The organism is Pseudomonas sp. ICMP 8385, from assembly GCF_002699915.1.
Taxonomy (GTDB): domain Bacteria; phylum Pseudomonadota; class Gammaproteobacteria; order Pseudomonadales; family Pseudomonadaceae; genus Aquipseudomonas; species Aquipseudomonas gessardii.
The window spans coordinates 273550-287279 of sequence record NZ_LKBY01000001.1; the positions used below are offsets into that span (position 1 = coordinate 273550).

The window sequence follows — 13730 nt, forward strand, 5'->3', positions numbered from 1 at the left end:
GTCAGGTGATAGGCGCTTCATAGGCGGCCACGGCAAAGCCATACACCGTCGCCGGTTGCAGCCGGACCTTGCTGGCGGGACCGCCGGTGGCCGGCACACTCAGGGTTTCCCCCGGCAATACGTAGGTGCGGGGCAGCATGGCCTTGCCGTCACCGGGCAGCAGGCGCAGCTCCTGGGCCAGGCGCACCACATAGGGGCTGTCGTTGCGCACCTGCAGGGTGCTGCCGTGTTGCGACCAGGTCAGGCCGGTCCAGGGCGTGCGGTTGGGGGCCAGGCCCTTGGGGTGAATGATCACCGGCAAGTTCTGGCGCACCGTCACGCCGACCCGTGCGTGCCCGGCTTCGGTGGCGGGGCGGCCCTGGGGCATGCCTTCAAAGATCGCCCGCTTGAGGCGCTGGGTAAGCAGTGGCTGCTGGCGTTGCAGGATGAAACGCACCAGTTGCGATTTGCCCGGCTCCACCCGCGACAGCGGCGGTGTCACCACCAGCAAGGGCTCGGTGTCTTCGGCAATGTCTTTTAGGGTGACGTGCAGCAGGGCCAGTTGGCTGTCGGTGTTGGTGACCGAAACGGCCGCTTCACCTTCGGCTTCGTAGACGATGACCACGGAGGTGTCCGGGACCATGCCGTCGGCCTGGGCCTGGGGGCCCAGCAGCAACGTCAGGGCAAGAATGCAGGTCGCGTTTTTCAAGAGTGTCGTCGTCATTCCGGGGGGGTCCATTGGGGCCGCGTGAAAAGGTCAGAGGTAGCGCAAATCCAGAACGATCGAACCATCCAGCGGCACCTCCTGGTCCAGGGTCAGGTATTGGGTGAAGTTGATGGACGTGTCGATGCGCAGTTGGGTCGTCAACTGACCGATGAAGTCGGGCTGGCGATCACCCGGTGGGGCAAAGCCGATGTAGGATTTTGGATAGGCGTTGGGCTCGGGGGACCAGGTTTCGCCACTGTCGGTGGACGCCAACACCTGCAGGGTTTGTGCGTCGCCCATCGGGTTGCGATAGGACAGCGCTACTGAGCCCAGGCGCTCTGCCGGAACATGGATATTTCTGCCCAGGCCGTAGAAAAATCCGGGCGCCAGCGAGGACTCCGCTCGGTTATCAAGCCCTACCAGGGCGAATAACATGGGGCGGCTGCATTGCACGTTCAGTTCCAGCAGCCGACTGGGCAGCACAGTGAACTCAGTGGAACTGAGGGTATGTGAGGGGATTTTTCCGTGATCGACCGTGCCCTCGTCAGATAACGTCACATGGCAGGCATCGGGTGTCACTCGCCCCGTCACCGTGATATCGACAAAAGAAGCAGCAATGGCCGGGCCAATGTTCGTCAGCAACAGCAGGAGCGCCAGGAGGCGAGGGTAGGTGTTCATCGAGGGGCGCCACTGGCCGGGGTAAAAACGGCTGATACGGGAAAAATACCCATGCCTGCAAGCGTCAGCCAGGCATGGGCGTCCAAGGGTTACAGGTACTTGACTTCAAGGGTGGCGGAACCGTCGAGGGTGACCTCGTTGCTCAGGTCCAGGCCATCGGTGCGGGCGATGGAGGTTTGAATCACCAGTTCCAGCGACAAGTCCTTGGCCGGCACCGGTTGAGTGTCGTCAGCCATGCTGGCCACCGACATGTACAGGCCCGCGTCCCAGAATTTTTCGCTGTACCAATTGTCTTGGCCGTTGACGGACGCAATCGACTGCACTGCGACACCATCGGCGATCAGGTTGTTTAGCATCAGATGAAACCAGCCGAGCTTCTGGTTACCGTTGATCAGGCCCAGGCCATAGTCGCTGGAGAACATGGACGAACCGGCCCGGTTGTCGACCGAGTGCAGTGCAAAAGTGATCGCGCTGTCGCAGCTTACGACCATGCTCAAGGTGTGGGTCCCGATGGGCGTCGGGTTGTTTGTATTCAGGTCCTTGGCGGAAATCTTGCCGTGGTCGATCACCCCGCCGCCAGACAGGCTGGGGGTACAGGCGCTGGGCACGATCAGGCCCTTGACGGTGAGGTCGACGGTCGAAGCGGCGTAAGTGGCGGTGCAACCGAGCAGCATCAGGCCGGTGGCGAGGGTGGTAAACAGGGGCTTCATGGGGGATGAACTCCTTTCGATGGGGGCTGTGTGTGGCATTACAGATAGGTGACTTGAACCGTGGCGTGCCCGTCGACGGGGACTTCGTCGGTCAGGGTCAGGCTATCGGCGGGGGCGATGTGGGTGTACAGGCGTATCTGTGCGTCGAAGTCCCGCACTGCAATCGGCACCAATTGGTTACCCCTGGCGATGGCGGTCAGCATGGTGTGGGTGAGCAGGCTGGTGGGCAGCCACGTCATGCCGCCGTCCACTGACGTAATGGTGCGTACCGCGACGCCATCGGCCACGGGGGCGTAAAGATGGAACGCGGCACCGCCGAGTTTTTCCCCTTCTGCCGTCAAGCCCAGGCCGTGCCAGAAGGCGTGGTTGGCAGACGAGCCGGCTCGGTTGTCGACGGTGGTCAGGGTGAAGAACGTCGGCGCTTCACAACGCACGCTCAATTGCAGGGATTGGCCGGGCAACGAGGTGTATTGCTCGGCCTGGAGATCCTTGGCGGCCATTTTCCCGAAGTCGATCGTGCCACCGCCGGAGATCAGCGGCGCACAGGCGCTGGGGGTAATGGTGCCTTTGACGCTGAGGTCGGTGGTGCTGGCGGCCAGTGCCAGTGGCGAGGCTGCGAGCAACAGCACGGCCAATGGGATTGCGTTGCAGATGTGCATGGTCAGAACCTTCCGTGTGGACGGGGTGGGGGTTACAGGTACACCACTTCCAGGGTCGCGGAACCGTCGATGGGCGCCTCGTCACTGAAGTCGAACTGGTTCGCCGGGGCGATTTGGGTGCTCACCTCCAGGTCCATCACCAGGCTCTTGATCGGCAGCAATGTACTTGCGTCATCCTGGGTGCCTGCGCCCCACAGGGTTTGCAGTTCCCAGTTGCGCTCGCTGTACCAGGTGCGGCCACCGTCAGCGGAAGCGATGGGTTGAGCCGGGGTGCCGTCGGCGACCAGGTTTTGCGGGGTCAGGTAATACCGGCCCAGTTTTTTGTTGCCATTGACCAGGCCCAGGCCGAAGTCGCTGCTACTGGTGGCGGTGCCACTGCGGTTGTCGATAGGCCAGAGGGCGAAGGGAATGCTGGCATCGCAATCGATGGTCAAGCGCAGCACTGCCTTGGGCAATGTCGTGGGGTTGTTCTGGACCAGATCCTTGGCGGAGATTTTTCCATGATCCACCATGCCGCCAGCCGAAACGGCCGGGGTGCAGGCATTCGGCGTGATCAGGCCCTTGACCGTCAGGTCCACAGTGCTGGCAGCCCAGGCGGACGTGGAGCTGGCGAGCAACAGGGCAACGCCCACCAGGTTTAACGACTTGTTCATTTCAGGTTGTTCCAGTGCAAGGTCGGCGATTCACGCGTGCAGCCGGCAATGCCAGGCCCTTGTAAGGGGCGGGCGGGTTGCAAGGCGGCTGGCGTGTCTGTTTCGGGCGCCGCAGTGCGGCGTGCCCGTTCCCTCTGATTGGGGTGGGCGCAATTTATCGACGGGAGGGGGCAGGGGAAATACAACTATTACGACAATGAGGGGGAGGGGGAAATCAGTTTCGCTTGTGTCGGAATAGGTTGTCGCTCATGTAGGAAAGTTGGTTTTTTCGTAGTTGTTGCATCGTCATGCTGTCACTCATAAGGATATTTTCAGGCGGCGATGGCAGCCATTTGCGTTTGGCTGTTGCGTCAGCGCCGCCGGGCGCTGCAGGACGGATCGCCGCAATGAGGTGAACATGGAGACTGGCGTATCGTTGAGCGCAGTGCTTTCCCGTGAATTGGCCCCCTCGATTACTCCCCCGCTGCATTGGCAGCACCTGACCGTGTTGGTGGTGGAGGACCACTCCGCCTATCGCGTATTGATGGGCTGGTTTCTGGAGAAGCTCGGGCTGGGCCATCAATTGGTCGGCGACGGCCAACATGGGCTGACGGCCCTGGCCGAACGCCCATTCGACCTGGTGATCAGCGATTGCCAGATGCCTCTGATGGATGGCTACACCATGAGCCGGGCAATCCGCCTGCGCGAACAGGCCAACGCGCAACGCCGGGTGCCGATCATTGCCTTGACCGGCAACCTGGTGCACGACGACCCCCAACGTTGCCGCGATGCTGGCATGGATGCCTGGCTGCTCAAGCCGCTGACCCTTGATCAACTGCAAGGGGTGCTGGCGCTGTGGCTGCCCGGCCCGGCCAGTGCCGCATCGAACACCCTGGTTTCGGCACCCTGGCCGACCCGTGCCAGCCTGGTCGAGACCTTTGGCGACGCCCACGTGGTGGACCAGATGCTCACCAGCCTGCTCTGCGAAGCCCGGGAAGACAGCGCCGCCCTGGAGCGCGCGCGCCTGGCCCTGGATGGACCGTTGACCGCTGAACGCCTGCATCGCCTGGTGGGCAGCCTGGCCTTCCTCGGCGGCGCGGAGTTGGAACTGCGTGGCATGAGCCTGATCGAACGCGTCCGCGCCCAGGGCATGTTGCTGAACAAATCCCATCTGGAAGCCTTCCAGGCGGACTTGCGGGCCTACCTCAAATACTTGGGTGCGTTGTGAAATGGGTTGTATGTAGGGCGATATCGGTCTGTGTTGCAGGTTATGGATGTAGGTGGTTTCTTTTAATTTTGTAGGCCATAAAAAAATCACTACAAAACATTGAACGTGACGCAAAGCCCACGTCCTGGACGGTTGTTGAGGTCCGCCGGCGAGGGTATTTTGCGGGCTCAGTCGCCATCATCTGTGGGTATTTATGCTTCGCGTAATTATTGCTGACGATCACCCCATCGTACGAATCGGGCAGAGAGTGGTGATCGAGGCGAATGGCAAGTGCAAAGTGGTCGGCGAGGCCGAAGGCCCCGATGACCTGTTGCGGTTGCTGGAAATCACTTCCTGCGATGTGCTGGTGACTGACTTCGCCATGCCGGGTGGCCAGCAGGCCGACGGCTATGGCCTGCTCAGTCTGCTGCATCGTCAGTACCCGGAGTTGCCCGTGATTCTGGTGACCATGTTTGCCAACGTCGCCACCTTGCGCGCCTCCTTTGCCCATGGCGCCCGGGCCATCGTCGCCAAAAGTGCCTCGGCCAAGGAGTTGCCGCTGGCGATCAGGGCGGTGAGCGCCGGCCAGACCTTTGTCAGCGAATGCCTGCGGGTGCAACTGGTGGAGGCGGGCACGGGCGATCAGTCGCAACAGCCGCAGTTGTCCGGCAAGGAGCGGGAGGTGGTGCGCATGCTCGCCAGCGGCATGACGGTCAGCCAGATCGCCGCCCGGGTCAATCGCAGCATCTCCACCATCAGCAAGCAGAAAAGCACGGCCATGAGCCGGTTGTGTATTTCCACCGACGTGGATCTGTTCGCCTATGCTCGCAGCTGCGGCATGGTGCCTTAGGGGCTCACCCCTGGCATTCCCGGCATCGATGCCGATGGCGCTCCAGGCCCTTGCGCACTATCGTGACGCACTTCCCCTTGTTGCCGGATACTGCCGATGCACAACGCCCTGATCACCGAGTTCTACAGCGCGTTCCAGCGCCTGGATGCCGAGGCCATGAGCGCCTGCTATACCGAGGATGTGCTGTTCAGCGACCCGGCGTTCGGCGAACTGCGCGGGCGCGATGCCGGCGACATGTGGCGCATGCTCACCACCCGGGCCAGGGACTTTTCCCTGACCTTCGACCAGGTACACAGTGACGAAAGCACTGGCAGCGCCCATTGGGTGGCCACCTACCTGTTCAGCCAGACCGGCCGCACCGTGGTCAACCATATCCAGGCGCGCTTTGTGTTTCGCGATGGCAAGATCTGCGAGCACCACGACCACTTCGACCTGTGGCGTTGGTCGCGCCAGGCCCTGGGCACCCAGGGCCTGCTGCTGGGCTGGACGCCGCTGGTGCGCAACGCGGTGCGTGCCCAGGCCTTGAAAGGGTTGCAGGCGTTCCAGGCCAGTCGTTGATAAGATTGGCGCTCTTTTCGTTTGCCAGAACCTTTTGTGAACAATCCACCTGAACCCATCGCGCCCAAGCCCTGGTTTGTCTACCTGGTGCGGGCGGCCAATGGCGCGCTCTATTGCGGGATCAGCAACGACCCGCAGCGCCGCTTTGCGATGCACCAGAGCGGCAAGGGCGCGCGGTTTTTCCTGTCCAGCCCGGCGGTGGCGCTGGTGTATACCGAGGCCTGCGCCAGCAAGAGCGAGGCGCTGCGCCAGGAACGCCTGATAAAAAAGCTCAAGAAAAGCGCCAAGGAGTGTCTGGCCCGGGCTTATCAACCTGACTGATCAGTTCCCGTCAGGCCAATGGGTAGGCCGCAGTGGTTTTGCACGATAAGCTGGCGGCTCCTTCTTTTAGCGGAGTCTGGAATGTCTGAGTTAATTCTGCATCACTACCCGCAATCCCCGTTCGCCGAAAAGGTTCGCCTGCTCCTGGGTTTCAAGGGGCTGTCCTGGCATTCGGTGACCATTCCCCCGGTGATGCCCAAGCCCGACCTGACGGCCCTGACCGGCGGCTACCGAAAAACCCCGGTGCTGCAGGTGGGCGCGGATATTTATTGTGATACCGCGCTGATCGCCCGCCGCCTGGAACAGGAAAAGGCCGCGCCGCCGCTGTTTCCCGAAGGCCAGGAACTGGTCAGCCAGAGCTTTGCCGCCTGGGCCGATTCGGTGGTGTTTTCCCATGCCGTGGCCCTGGTATTCCAGCCCGAATCCCTGGCGGTGAAATTTGCCAAGGTGCCGCCGCAGATGCTGCAGGTGCTGGTTGCCGACCGCAGCAAGATGTTCGGCGACGGTAGCGCCACCCGGCTGCCACTGGATGTGGCGCGGCACCAGTGGCCGGCAATCATTGCGCGGCTTGAGCAACAGTTGCAGCGTCAATCGGGGGACTTCCTGTTTGGCGAACCGTCGATTGCCGACTTCGCCATGGCCCATACGTTGTGGTTTATCAAAGGCTCGTCGGTGACCTCGCCGCTGGTGGATGATTATCCTGCCGTCAGCGCCTGGCTTGGGCGGGTGCTGGGCTTCGGGCATGGCACTTCCAGCGAGATGAGTGCCGGGCAGGCCCTGGAAATCGCCCGCAATAGCACGCCTGCGGCGTTGCCGGATGAAGTGTTTGCAGAGCCCAGCGGGTTCAAGGTGGGCCAGCAAGTGAGCGTCGCCGCGACTGACTATGGCGTCGATCCGGTGGTGGGCGAGTTGCTGTTTGCCGGTCGCGAGGAGTTGATCCTGCGCCGCGAGGATGAGCGCGGCGGCACCGTGCATGTGCACTTCCCGCGCCTGGGCTTCTTGATCCGTTAATCAAACAGCTGTAGGCGCAGGCTTGCTCTTAACTGTGGGAGCGGGCTTGCCCGCGATGGCGGTGGGTCAGTTAATGCAACTCTGACTGACACACCGCTATCGCGGGCAAGCCCGCTCCCACAGGGGATCTGCGCTTAACTGATCGGTATTAGGGTTTGCTCGCGCCTACAGGTTCAGGGCAGACAGGATGGCCTGCGGGTTGTAGTCGCGGATCTGCGTGCCATTGACGTCTACAAACGGAATCCCTCCGCCGCCCAGGGCTTCATAGGCCTTGCGTCCCTGGGCATCCTTCTCGATATCCACGCGGGTGTAGGGAATGCCCTTCTGATCGAGGAAGCGCTGGGTCTGCTTGCAGTACCCGCACCAGTCGGTGGTGTACAACGTCACCCGGGCAGTGGCGCGTACCTGCTCCGGGACGACCTGCGACGGATTGAACAGCCGCTCGACCTTGCCCCAGTTCTGGATCGCCACCACCACCAGCAACACCAGCAGGACCTTCTTCAGGACCCCGCCGAGCATCAGTTGCGGCGCTTGAGCTGGTCGGTCAGTTGGGTCGGCAGCCCCTTGATGATCAGGGTGCCGGCGGCCTCGTCATACTCGATCTTGTCGCCCAGCAGGTGCGCTTCAAAGCTGATGGACAAGCCTTCGGCGCGCCCGGTGAAGCGGCGGAACTGGTTGAGGGTGCGCTTATCGGCGGGAATTTCCGGCGACAGGCCGTAATCCTTGTTGCGGATATGATCGTAGAACGCTTTTGGTCGATCTTCATCGATCAGCCCCGACAGCTCTTCCAGGCCCATGGGCTCGCCGAGCTTGGCCTGGCTGCTGGCGTAGTCCACCAGGGTCTTGGTTTTTTCGCGGGCGGATTCGTCCGGCAGGTCTTCGCTTTCGACGAAGTCGCTGAAGGCCTTGAGCAGGGTGCGGGTCTCGCCCGGGCCGTCGACGCCTTCCTGGCAGCCGATAAAGTCGCGGAAGTACTCCGAGACCTTCTTGCCGTTCTTGCCCTTGATAAACGAGATGTACTGTTTGGACTGCTTGTTGTTCTGCCATTCGGACACGTTGATGCGTGCCGCCAGGTGCAACTGGCCCAGGTCCAGGTGGCGCGAGGGCGTCACGTCCAGCTCGTCGGTCACCGCCACGCCTTCGCTGTGGTGCAGCAGGGCGATGGCCAGGTAGTCGGTCATGCCCTGTTGATAGTGGGCAAACAGCACGTGGCCGCCGACGGAGAGGTTGGACTCCTCCATCAGCTTTTGCAGATGCTCCACGGCAATCCGGCTGAAGGCAGTGAAATCCTTGCCACCCTCGAAATATTCCTTCAACCAGCCGCTGAACGGGTGCGCGCCGGACTCGGCATGGAAGAAACCCCAGGCCTTGCCTTGTTTGGCGTTATAGCTCTCGTTGAGGTCGGCGAGCATGTTCTCGATGGCGGCGGACTCGGCCAATTCGGAGTCACGGGCGTGGAGAACTGCGGGTGTGCCGTCGGGTTTTTTGTCGATCAGGTGGACGATGCAGTGACGGATCGGCATGGGCTTCTCGGCTGGTTGGGCGGGAGCGGTTGGCCTCCCGGAAAAAGTCGCCAGTGTACCGCACCCGTTGGTCGCAGCGTCGTTTGCAGCGGTTTTGGCAGCCCTCTGACAGCTCATATGCCTTTTTTTCACGGTTTAGAGCGATAAAGCTGACCAAATGGGTCGGTAGAAGCGGATATTTCCCCGTCTCTGTGCTAGTTTTGCCCGGTCTTACGCGATGTATCGGCGTTAAGCGTGCATTCAGCATTTGTCAGGTCGAACCAAACCCCGTTTCAGGCATCTATAACCCCGATCTCTCGCGGTTATGGCCAGGGGTGCCAGGCCATGACGGTCGGGCTCGATGGCTGACACTGCACTCTGCAATCCAAATGAATTTGATAGGGAAGGAACACCATAATGGCTTTGACTAAAGACCAACTGATCGCTGATATCGCCGAATCCACTGACACCACCAAGGTTCAAGTACGTGCCGTACTGGAGCAGCTGGCTCAGATCGTTGGTGACCAGCTGGACAACGGTGGCGAAATCACTCTGCCAGGTGTTGGCAAACTGAAAGTGACCGAGCGTCCAGCCCGTACCGGCCGTAACCCTTCGACTGGCGCTGCCATCGAAATCGCTGCGAAGAAAGTGATCAAGCTGGTTGTGGCCAAAGGCCTGACCGACTCGATCAACAAGTAAGACGCAGTAAAAAAAACCGTGCACCGGAGCGATCCGGGCACGGTTTTTTGTTGCCTGCGATTTGCCCCTAGCGCACCCAGCGCTGGCGCCAGATCTGCTGCTCGTTCTTGGTCTGGAAGGTCCAGGCCACAAAACGGCTCTGTTTCTGGCCCTGGGACATCTCCACCACCTGGCTTTCCAGGGCGCCGGCCTTTTTCAGCGCGGTCTGGATGGCGGGCAGGTTGGACGCTTTTGACACCAGGGTGCTGAACCACAGCACTTTATGGGCAAAGTGCGCGCTTTCGGCGATCAATTGCGTGACAAACCGCGCTTCACCGCCCTCACACCACAGCTCTGCCGATTGGCCGCCGAAGTTCAGTACCGGCAACTTGCGCTTGGGGTCGGCCTTGCCCAGGGCGCGCCATTTACGCTCGCTGCCTTTGGTCGCTTCGTCCATGGAGGCATGGAACGGCGGGTTGCACATGGTCAGGTCAAAACGCTCACCCGGCTCCAGCAGCCCCAGCAGAATATGCTTGGGATTGCTTTGCAGGCGCAACTGGATGACCTTGCTCAGGTCATTGGACTGCACGATGGCCTTGGCGGCCGCCACGGCGGTCGGGTCGATCTCGGAGCCGAGGAAATTCCAGCGGTAGTCCATGTAGCCGATCAGCGGGTAGACGCAGTTGGCGCCCATGCCGATGTCCAGCACCTTGACGATTGAGCCCCGGGGAATCTTGCCGTCGTTGACGCTGGCCAGCAGGTCGGCGAGAAAGTGCACGTAATCGGCACGCCCTGGCACCGGTGGGCACAGGTAGTCAGTCGGGATATCCCAGTGCTGCACGCCATAGAACGCCTTGAGCAACGCCCGGTTGAACACCCGCACTGCGTCGGGGTTGGCGAAGTCGATGCTTTCCTTGCCGTAGGGGTTGAGGATCACGAACTGGGCCAGTTCCGGCGTGGTCTTGATCAGCGCCGGGAAGTCGTAGCGGCCCTGGTGGCGGTTGCGCGGGTGCAGAGTGGCCTCTTTACGTGGCGCGACGGGCTTGGCCGGGGCGGCGGTTTTCGGCTTCTTGCGGGGCGGTTTGGGTGTGCTGGGGGCGGTCATGATGATTCTGGTGTTGGCTCAAAGTGGCGGCCATTGTCACACATCCTGAGCCCGACCCGGGCAAATGTGGGAGCTGGCTTGCCTGCGATGCAAGCGACTCGGTCTATCAGGTAGACCGAGGTGAGGCTATCGCAGGCAAGCCAGCTCCCACATTGATCGGGTTTTCAATGGGCAGTGGGGGTGTTTTCCAGAGCCAAAAAAAAGAGACCCGAAGGTCTCTTTTTTACGCAGGCCGGCCCTTACAGGCTGGAAATCCGCGCATGTTGCTCCGCCAGCTTGCCCAAGGCCTGTTCGGCTTCGGCCAGCTTGGCGCGTTCCTTGTCGATGACTTCGGCCGGGGCCTTGTCGACGAAGGCGGCATTGGACAGCTTGCCGCCCACGCGCTGCACTTCGCCTTGCAAACGCAGGATTTCCTTGTCCAGGCGCGCCAGTTCGGCGCCTTTGTCGATCAGCCCGGCCATCGGCACCAGCACTTCCATCTCGCCAACCAGTGCGGTGGCAGACAGCGGTGCTTCGGCGCCATCAGCCAATACAGTGATCGACTCCAGCTTGGCCAGCTTCTTGAGCAGGGCGTCGTTCTCGGTGAGACGGCGCTGGTCTTCGGCACTGGCGTTCTTCACGAACACCGCCAATGGCTTGCCCGGGCCGATGTTCATCTCGGCGCGGATATTGCGCGTGCCGAGCATCAGGGCCTTGAGCCATTCGATATCGCTTTCGGCAGCCTCGTCGATGCGGGCTTCATTGGCCACCGGCCAAGGTTGCAGCATGATGGTCTTGCCTTCGATACCGGCCAGCGGCGCCAGGCGCTGCCAGATTTCTTCGGTGATGAACGGCATGAACGGATGCGCCAGGCGCAACGCCACTTCCAGCACGCGCACCAGGGTGCGACGGGTGCCGCGCTGGCGCTCGATCGGTGCGTTCTCGTCCCACAGCACCGGCTTGGACAGTTCCAGGTACCAGTCGCAATACTGGTTCCAGATAAACTCGTACAGCGCTTGTGCGGCCAGGTCGAAACGGAACTGGTCGAGTTGGCGAGTCACTTCGGCTTCGGTGCGCTGCAACTGCGAGATGATCCAGCGATCAGCCAGGGACAGTTCATAGGCTTCGCCGTTCTGGCCGCAGTCTTCGCCCTTGTCCAGCACATAGCGCGCGGCGTTCCAGATCTTGTTACAGAAGTTGCGATAGCCTTCGACGCGGCCCATGTCGAACTTGATGTCGCGACCGGTGGACGCCAGCGAGCAGAAGGTAAAGCGCAGGGCGTCGGTGCCGTAGCTGGCGATGCCGTCGGCGAACTCGTCGCGGGTCTGCTTCTCGATCTTCTTCGCCAGTTTCGGCTGCATCAGGCCCGAGGTGCGTTTTTGCACCAGGGTTTCCAGGTCGATGCCGTCGATGATGTCCAGCGGGTCCAGCACGTTGCCCTTGGACTTGGACATCTTCTGGCCCTGGCCATCACGCACCAGGCCGTGGACGTACACGGTCTTGAACGGCACCTGGGGAGTGCCGTCCTCGTTCTTCACCAAATGCATGGTGAGCATGATCATCCGGGCAACCCAGAAGAAAATGATATCGAAGCCGGTGACCAGCACGTCGGTGGAGTGGAATTTCTTCAGGAACTCGGTCTGCTGTGGCCAGCCCAGGGTCGAGAAGGTCCACAGGCCCGAACTGAACCAGGTGTCCAGTACGTCGTTGTCCTGCTGCAGCGCCACGTCCGGGCCGAGGTTGTGCTTGGCGCGCACTTCGGCTTCATCGCGGCCGACATAGACTTTGCCCGACTCGTCGTACCAGGCCGGAATGCGGTGGCCCCACCACAACTGACGGCTGATGCACCAATCCTGGATGTCGCGCATCCACGAGAAGTACATGTTTTCGTACTGTTTGGGCACGAACTGGATGCGGCCATCTTCCACGGCAGCAATCGCCGGTTCTGCCAATGGCTTGGTGGAGACGTACCACTGGTCGGTCAGCCACGGCTCGATCACGGTGCCGGAGCGGTCGCCTTTGGGCACTTTCAGGGCGTGGTCGTCCACGCTGACCAGCAGGCCGGCGGCATCGAACGCAGCCACAATCTGCTTACGCGCTTCAAAACGGTCGAGACCGGCGTATTCGGCCGGGATCTTGCCGTCGATGCTGTCGTTCAGCGTGCCGTCGAGGTTGAACACCTGACAGGCCGGCAGGACGGCGGCGTTCTTGTCGAAGATATTCAGCAGCGGCAGGTTGTGGCGCTTGCCGACTTCATAGTCGTTGAAATCGTGGGCCGGGGTGATTTTCACGCAGCCGGTGCCGAATTCGGGGTCGCAGTAATCATCGGCGATGATCGGGATACGCCGGCCGACCAATGGCAGCTCGACGAATTGGCCGATCAGGGCCTGGTAGCGCTCATCGTTCGGGTTAACGGCCACGGCGGAGTCGCCGAGCATGGTTTCCGGGCGGGTGGTGGCGACGATCAGGTAGTCGTGGCCTTCGGCAGTCTTGGCGCCGTCGGCCAGCGGGTACTTGAGGTTCCACAGGAAACCTTTCTCGTCGTGGTTTTCCACTTCAAGGTCGGAAATCGCCGTGTGTAGCTTGGTGTCCCAGTTGACCAGGCGCTTGCCGCGGTAGATCAGGCCATCTTCATGCAGGCGCACGAAGGCTTCCTTGACCGCTTCCGACAGGCCGTCGTCCATGGTGAAACGTTCGCGGCTCCAGTCTACGGACGAGCCCAGGCGACGGATCTGACGGCTGATATTGCCGCCGGACTGGTCCTTCCATTCCCAGATCTTTTCCAGGAATTTCTCGCGGCCCAGGTCGTGACGGTTCTGGCCGCTGGCTTCCAGTTGGCGTTCCACCAGCATCTGGGTGGCGATACCGGCATGGTCGGTGCCCGGCTGCCACAGGGTATTGCGCCCCTGCATGCGACGGAAACGGATCAGGGCGTCCATGATCGCGTTGTTGAAGCCGTGACCCATGTGCAGGCTGCCGGTGACGTTCGGCGGCGGGATCATGATGGTGTAGGAATCACCCGCGCCTTGCGGGGCGAAATAGTTCTCGGACTCCCAGGTGTTGTACCAGGAAGTTTCAATAGCGTGCGGCTGGTAGGTCTTATCCATGCGCGGCGGGACCCTAGTTGGCATTTATTCAGGAAAGCCGACAAGTAT

The 13730-nt window shown here is 61.4% G+C and carries 15 protein-coding genes; 6 read left to right on the forward strand and 9 right to left on the reverse strand.

What is annotated here, in order from left to right:
- Position 1 precedes the first annotated feature (1 nt).
- From AO268_RS01280 to AO268_RS01300, 5 genes are all read right to left on the reverse strand, one after another.
- A complete protein-coding gene (locus tag AO268_RS01280) occupies positions 2 to 703 on the reverse strand; it encodes a fimbria/pilus chaperone family protein (RefSeq protein ID WP_099167675.1) in 702 nt (233 codons plus the stop codon).
- Between the two features lie 33 nt (positions 704 to 736).
- Positions 737 to 1363, reverse strand: coding sequence for a DUF1120 domain-containing protein (locus AO268_RS01285; RefSeq protein WP_099167676.1), 627 nt, complete (start codon positions 1361 to 1363; stop codon positions 737 to 739).
- An 89-nt stretch (positions 1364 to 1452) separates the two neighbouring features.
- Positions 1453 to 2073 carry a DUF1120 domain-containing protein gene (locus tag AO268_RS01290; RefSeq protein ID WP_099167677.1) on the reverse strand — a complete coding sequence of 207 codons (621 nt, stop codon included), beginning with the start codon at positions 2071 to 2073 and terminating at the stop codon, positions 1453 to 1455.
- A gap of 38 nt (positions 2074 to 2111) precedes the next feature.
- Complete coding sequence (locus AO268_RS01295; RefSeq protein WP_099167678.1) at positions 2112 to 2732, reverse strand: DUF1120 domain-containing protein; 621 nt, start codon at positions 2730 to 2732, stop codon at positions 2112 to 2114.
- A 32-nt stretch (positions 2733 to 2764) separates the two neighbouring features.
- Positions 2765 to 3385 carry a DUF1120 domain-containing protein gene (locus AO268_RS01300; RefSeq protein WP_099167679.1) on the reverse strand — a complete coding sequence of 207 codons (621 nt, stop codon included), beginning with the start codon at positions 3383 to 3385 and terminating at the stop codon, positions 2765 to 2767.
- Between the two features lie 397 nt (positions 3386 to 3782).
- Between AO268_RS01300 and AO268_RS01305 the strand changes: the two genes are divergently transcribed.
- From AO268_RS01305 to AO268_RS01325, 5 genes are all read left to right on the forward strand, one after another.
- Entirely contained in the window at positions 3783 to 4592 is an 810-nt protein-coding gene (locus AO268_RS01305) for a response regulator (protein ID WP_099167680.1), read from the forward strand.
- 193 nt (positions 4593 to 4785) lie between these two features.
- On the forward strand, positions 4786 to 5421 hold the full coding sequence (locus AO268_RS01310) for a response regulator transcription factor (protein ID WP_076962352.1): 636 nt from the start codon (positions 4786 to 4788) through the stop codon (positions 5419 to 5421).
- An 87-nt stretch (positions 5422 to 5508) separates the two neighbouring features.
- The gene (locus tag AO268_RS01315) at positions 5509 to 5979 is read left to right on the forward strand and encodes a nuclear transport factor 2 family protein (RefSeq protein WP_076962353.1); all 471 of its coding nucleotides are present in this window, start codon (positions 5509 to 5511) and stop codon (positions 5977 to 5979) included.
- A 36-nt stretch (positions 5980 to 6015) separates the two neighbouring features.
- Positions 6016 to 6300: a GIY-YIG nuclease family protein gene (locus tag AO268_RS01320; RefSeq protein ID WP_076962354.1), complete on the forward strand. Its 285-nt coding sequence runs from the start codon at positions 6016 to 6018 to the stop codon at positions 6298 to 6300.
- Between the two features lie 81 nt (positions 6301 to 6381).
- Positions 6382 to 7311, forward strand: a complete 930-nt coding sequence (locus AO268_RS01325; protein ID WP_099167681.1) for a glutathione S-transferase family protein — start codon at positions 6382 to 6384, stop codon at positions 7309 to 7311.
- Positions 7312 to 7476: 165 nt separating this feature from the next.
- On the opposite strand, the gene AO268_RS01330 is transcribed toward AO268_RS01325, so the two are convergent.
- Together AO268_RS01330 and yejK are read right to left on the reverse strand one after the other, a co-directional pair.
- Complete coding sequence (locus AO268_RS01330) at positions 7477 to 7830, reverse strand: glutaredoxin family protein (RefSeq protein WP_099167682.1); 354 nt, start codon at positions 7828 to 7830, stop codon at positions 7477 to 7479.
- Positions 7830 to 8834 (reverse strand): nucleoid-associated protein YejK, encoded by a 1005-nt coding sequence (gene yejK, locus AO268_RS01335; protein ID WP_038443112.1) that lies wholly within the window; start codon positions 8832 to 8834, stop codon positions 7830 to 7832. The genes AO268_RS01330 and yejK overlap by 1 nt, the downstream gene beginning before the upstream one ends.
- Before the next feature lie 396 nt (positions 8835 to 9230).
- Here yejK and AO268_RS01340 point away from each other — a divergent pair, with 396 nt between their 5' ends.
- Complete coding sequence (locus tag AO268_RS01340) at positions 9231 to 9512, forward strand: HU family DNA-binding protein (RefSeq protein ID WP_038443110.1); 282 nt, start codon at positions 9231 to 9233, stop codon at positions 9510 to 9512.
- Positions 9513 to 9579: 67 nt separating this feature from the next.
- Here AO268_RS01340 and rlmF read toward each other — a convergent pair whose 3' ends face one another.
- Together rlmF and AO268_RS01350 are read right to left on the reverse strand one after the other, a co-directional pair.
- Positions 9580 to 10596, reverse strand: coding sequence for a 23S rRNA (adenine(1618)-N(6))-methyltransferase RlmF (rlmF, locus tag AO268_RS01345; RefSeq protein ID WP_099167683.1), 1017 nt, complete (start codon positions 10594 to 10596; stop codon positions 9580 to 9582).
- Between the two features lie 239 nt (positions 10597 to 10835).
- Entirely contained in the window at positions 10836 to 13682 is a 2847-nt protein-coding gene (locus AO268_RS01350) for a valine--tRNA ligase (RefSeq protein ID WP_076962359.1), read from the reverse strand.
- Positions 13683 to 13730: the final 48 nt, after the last annotated feature.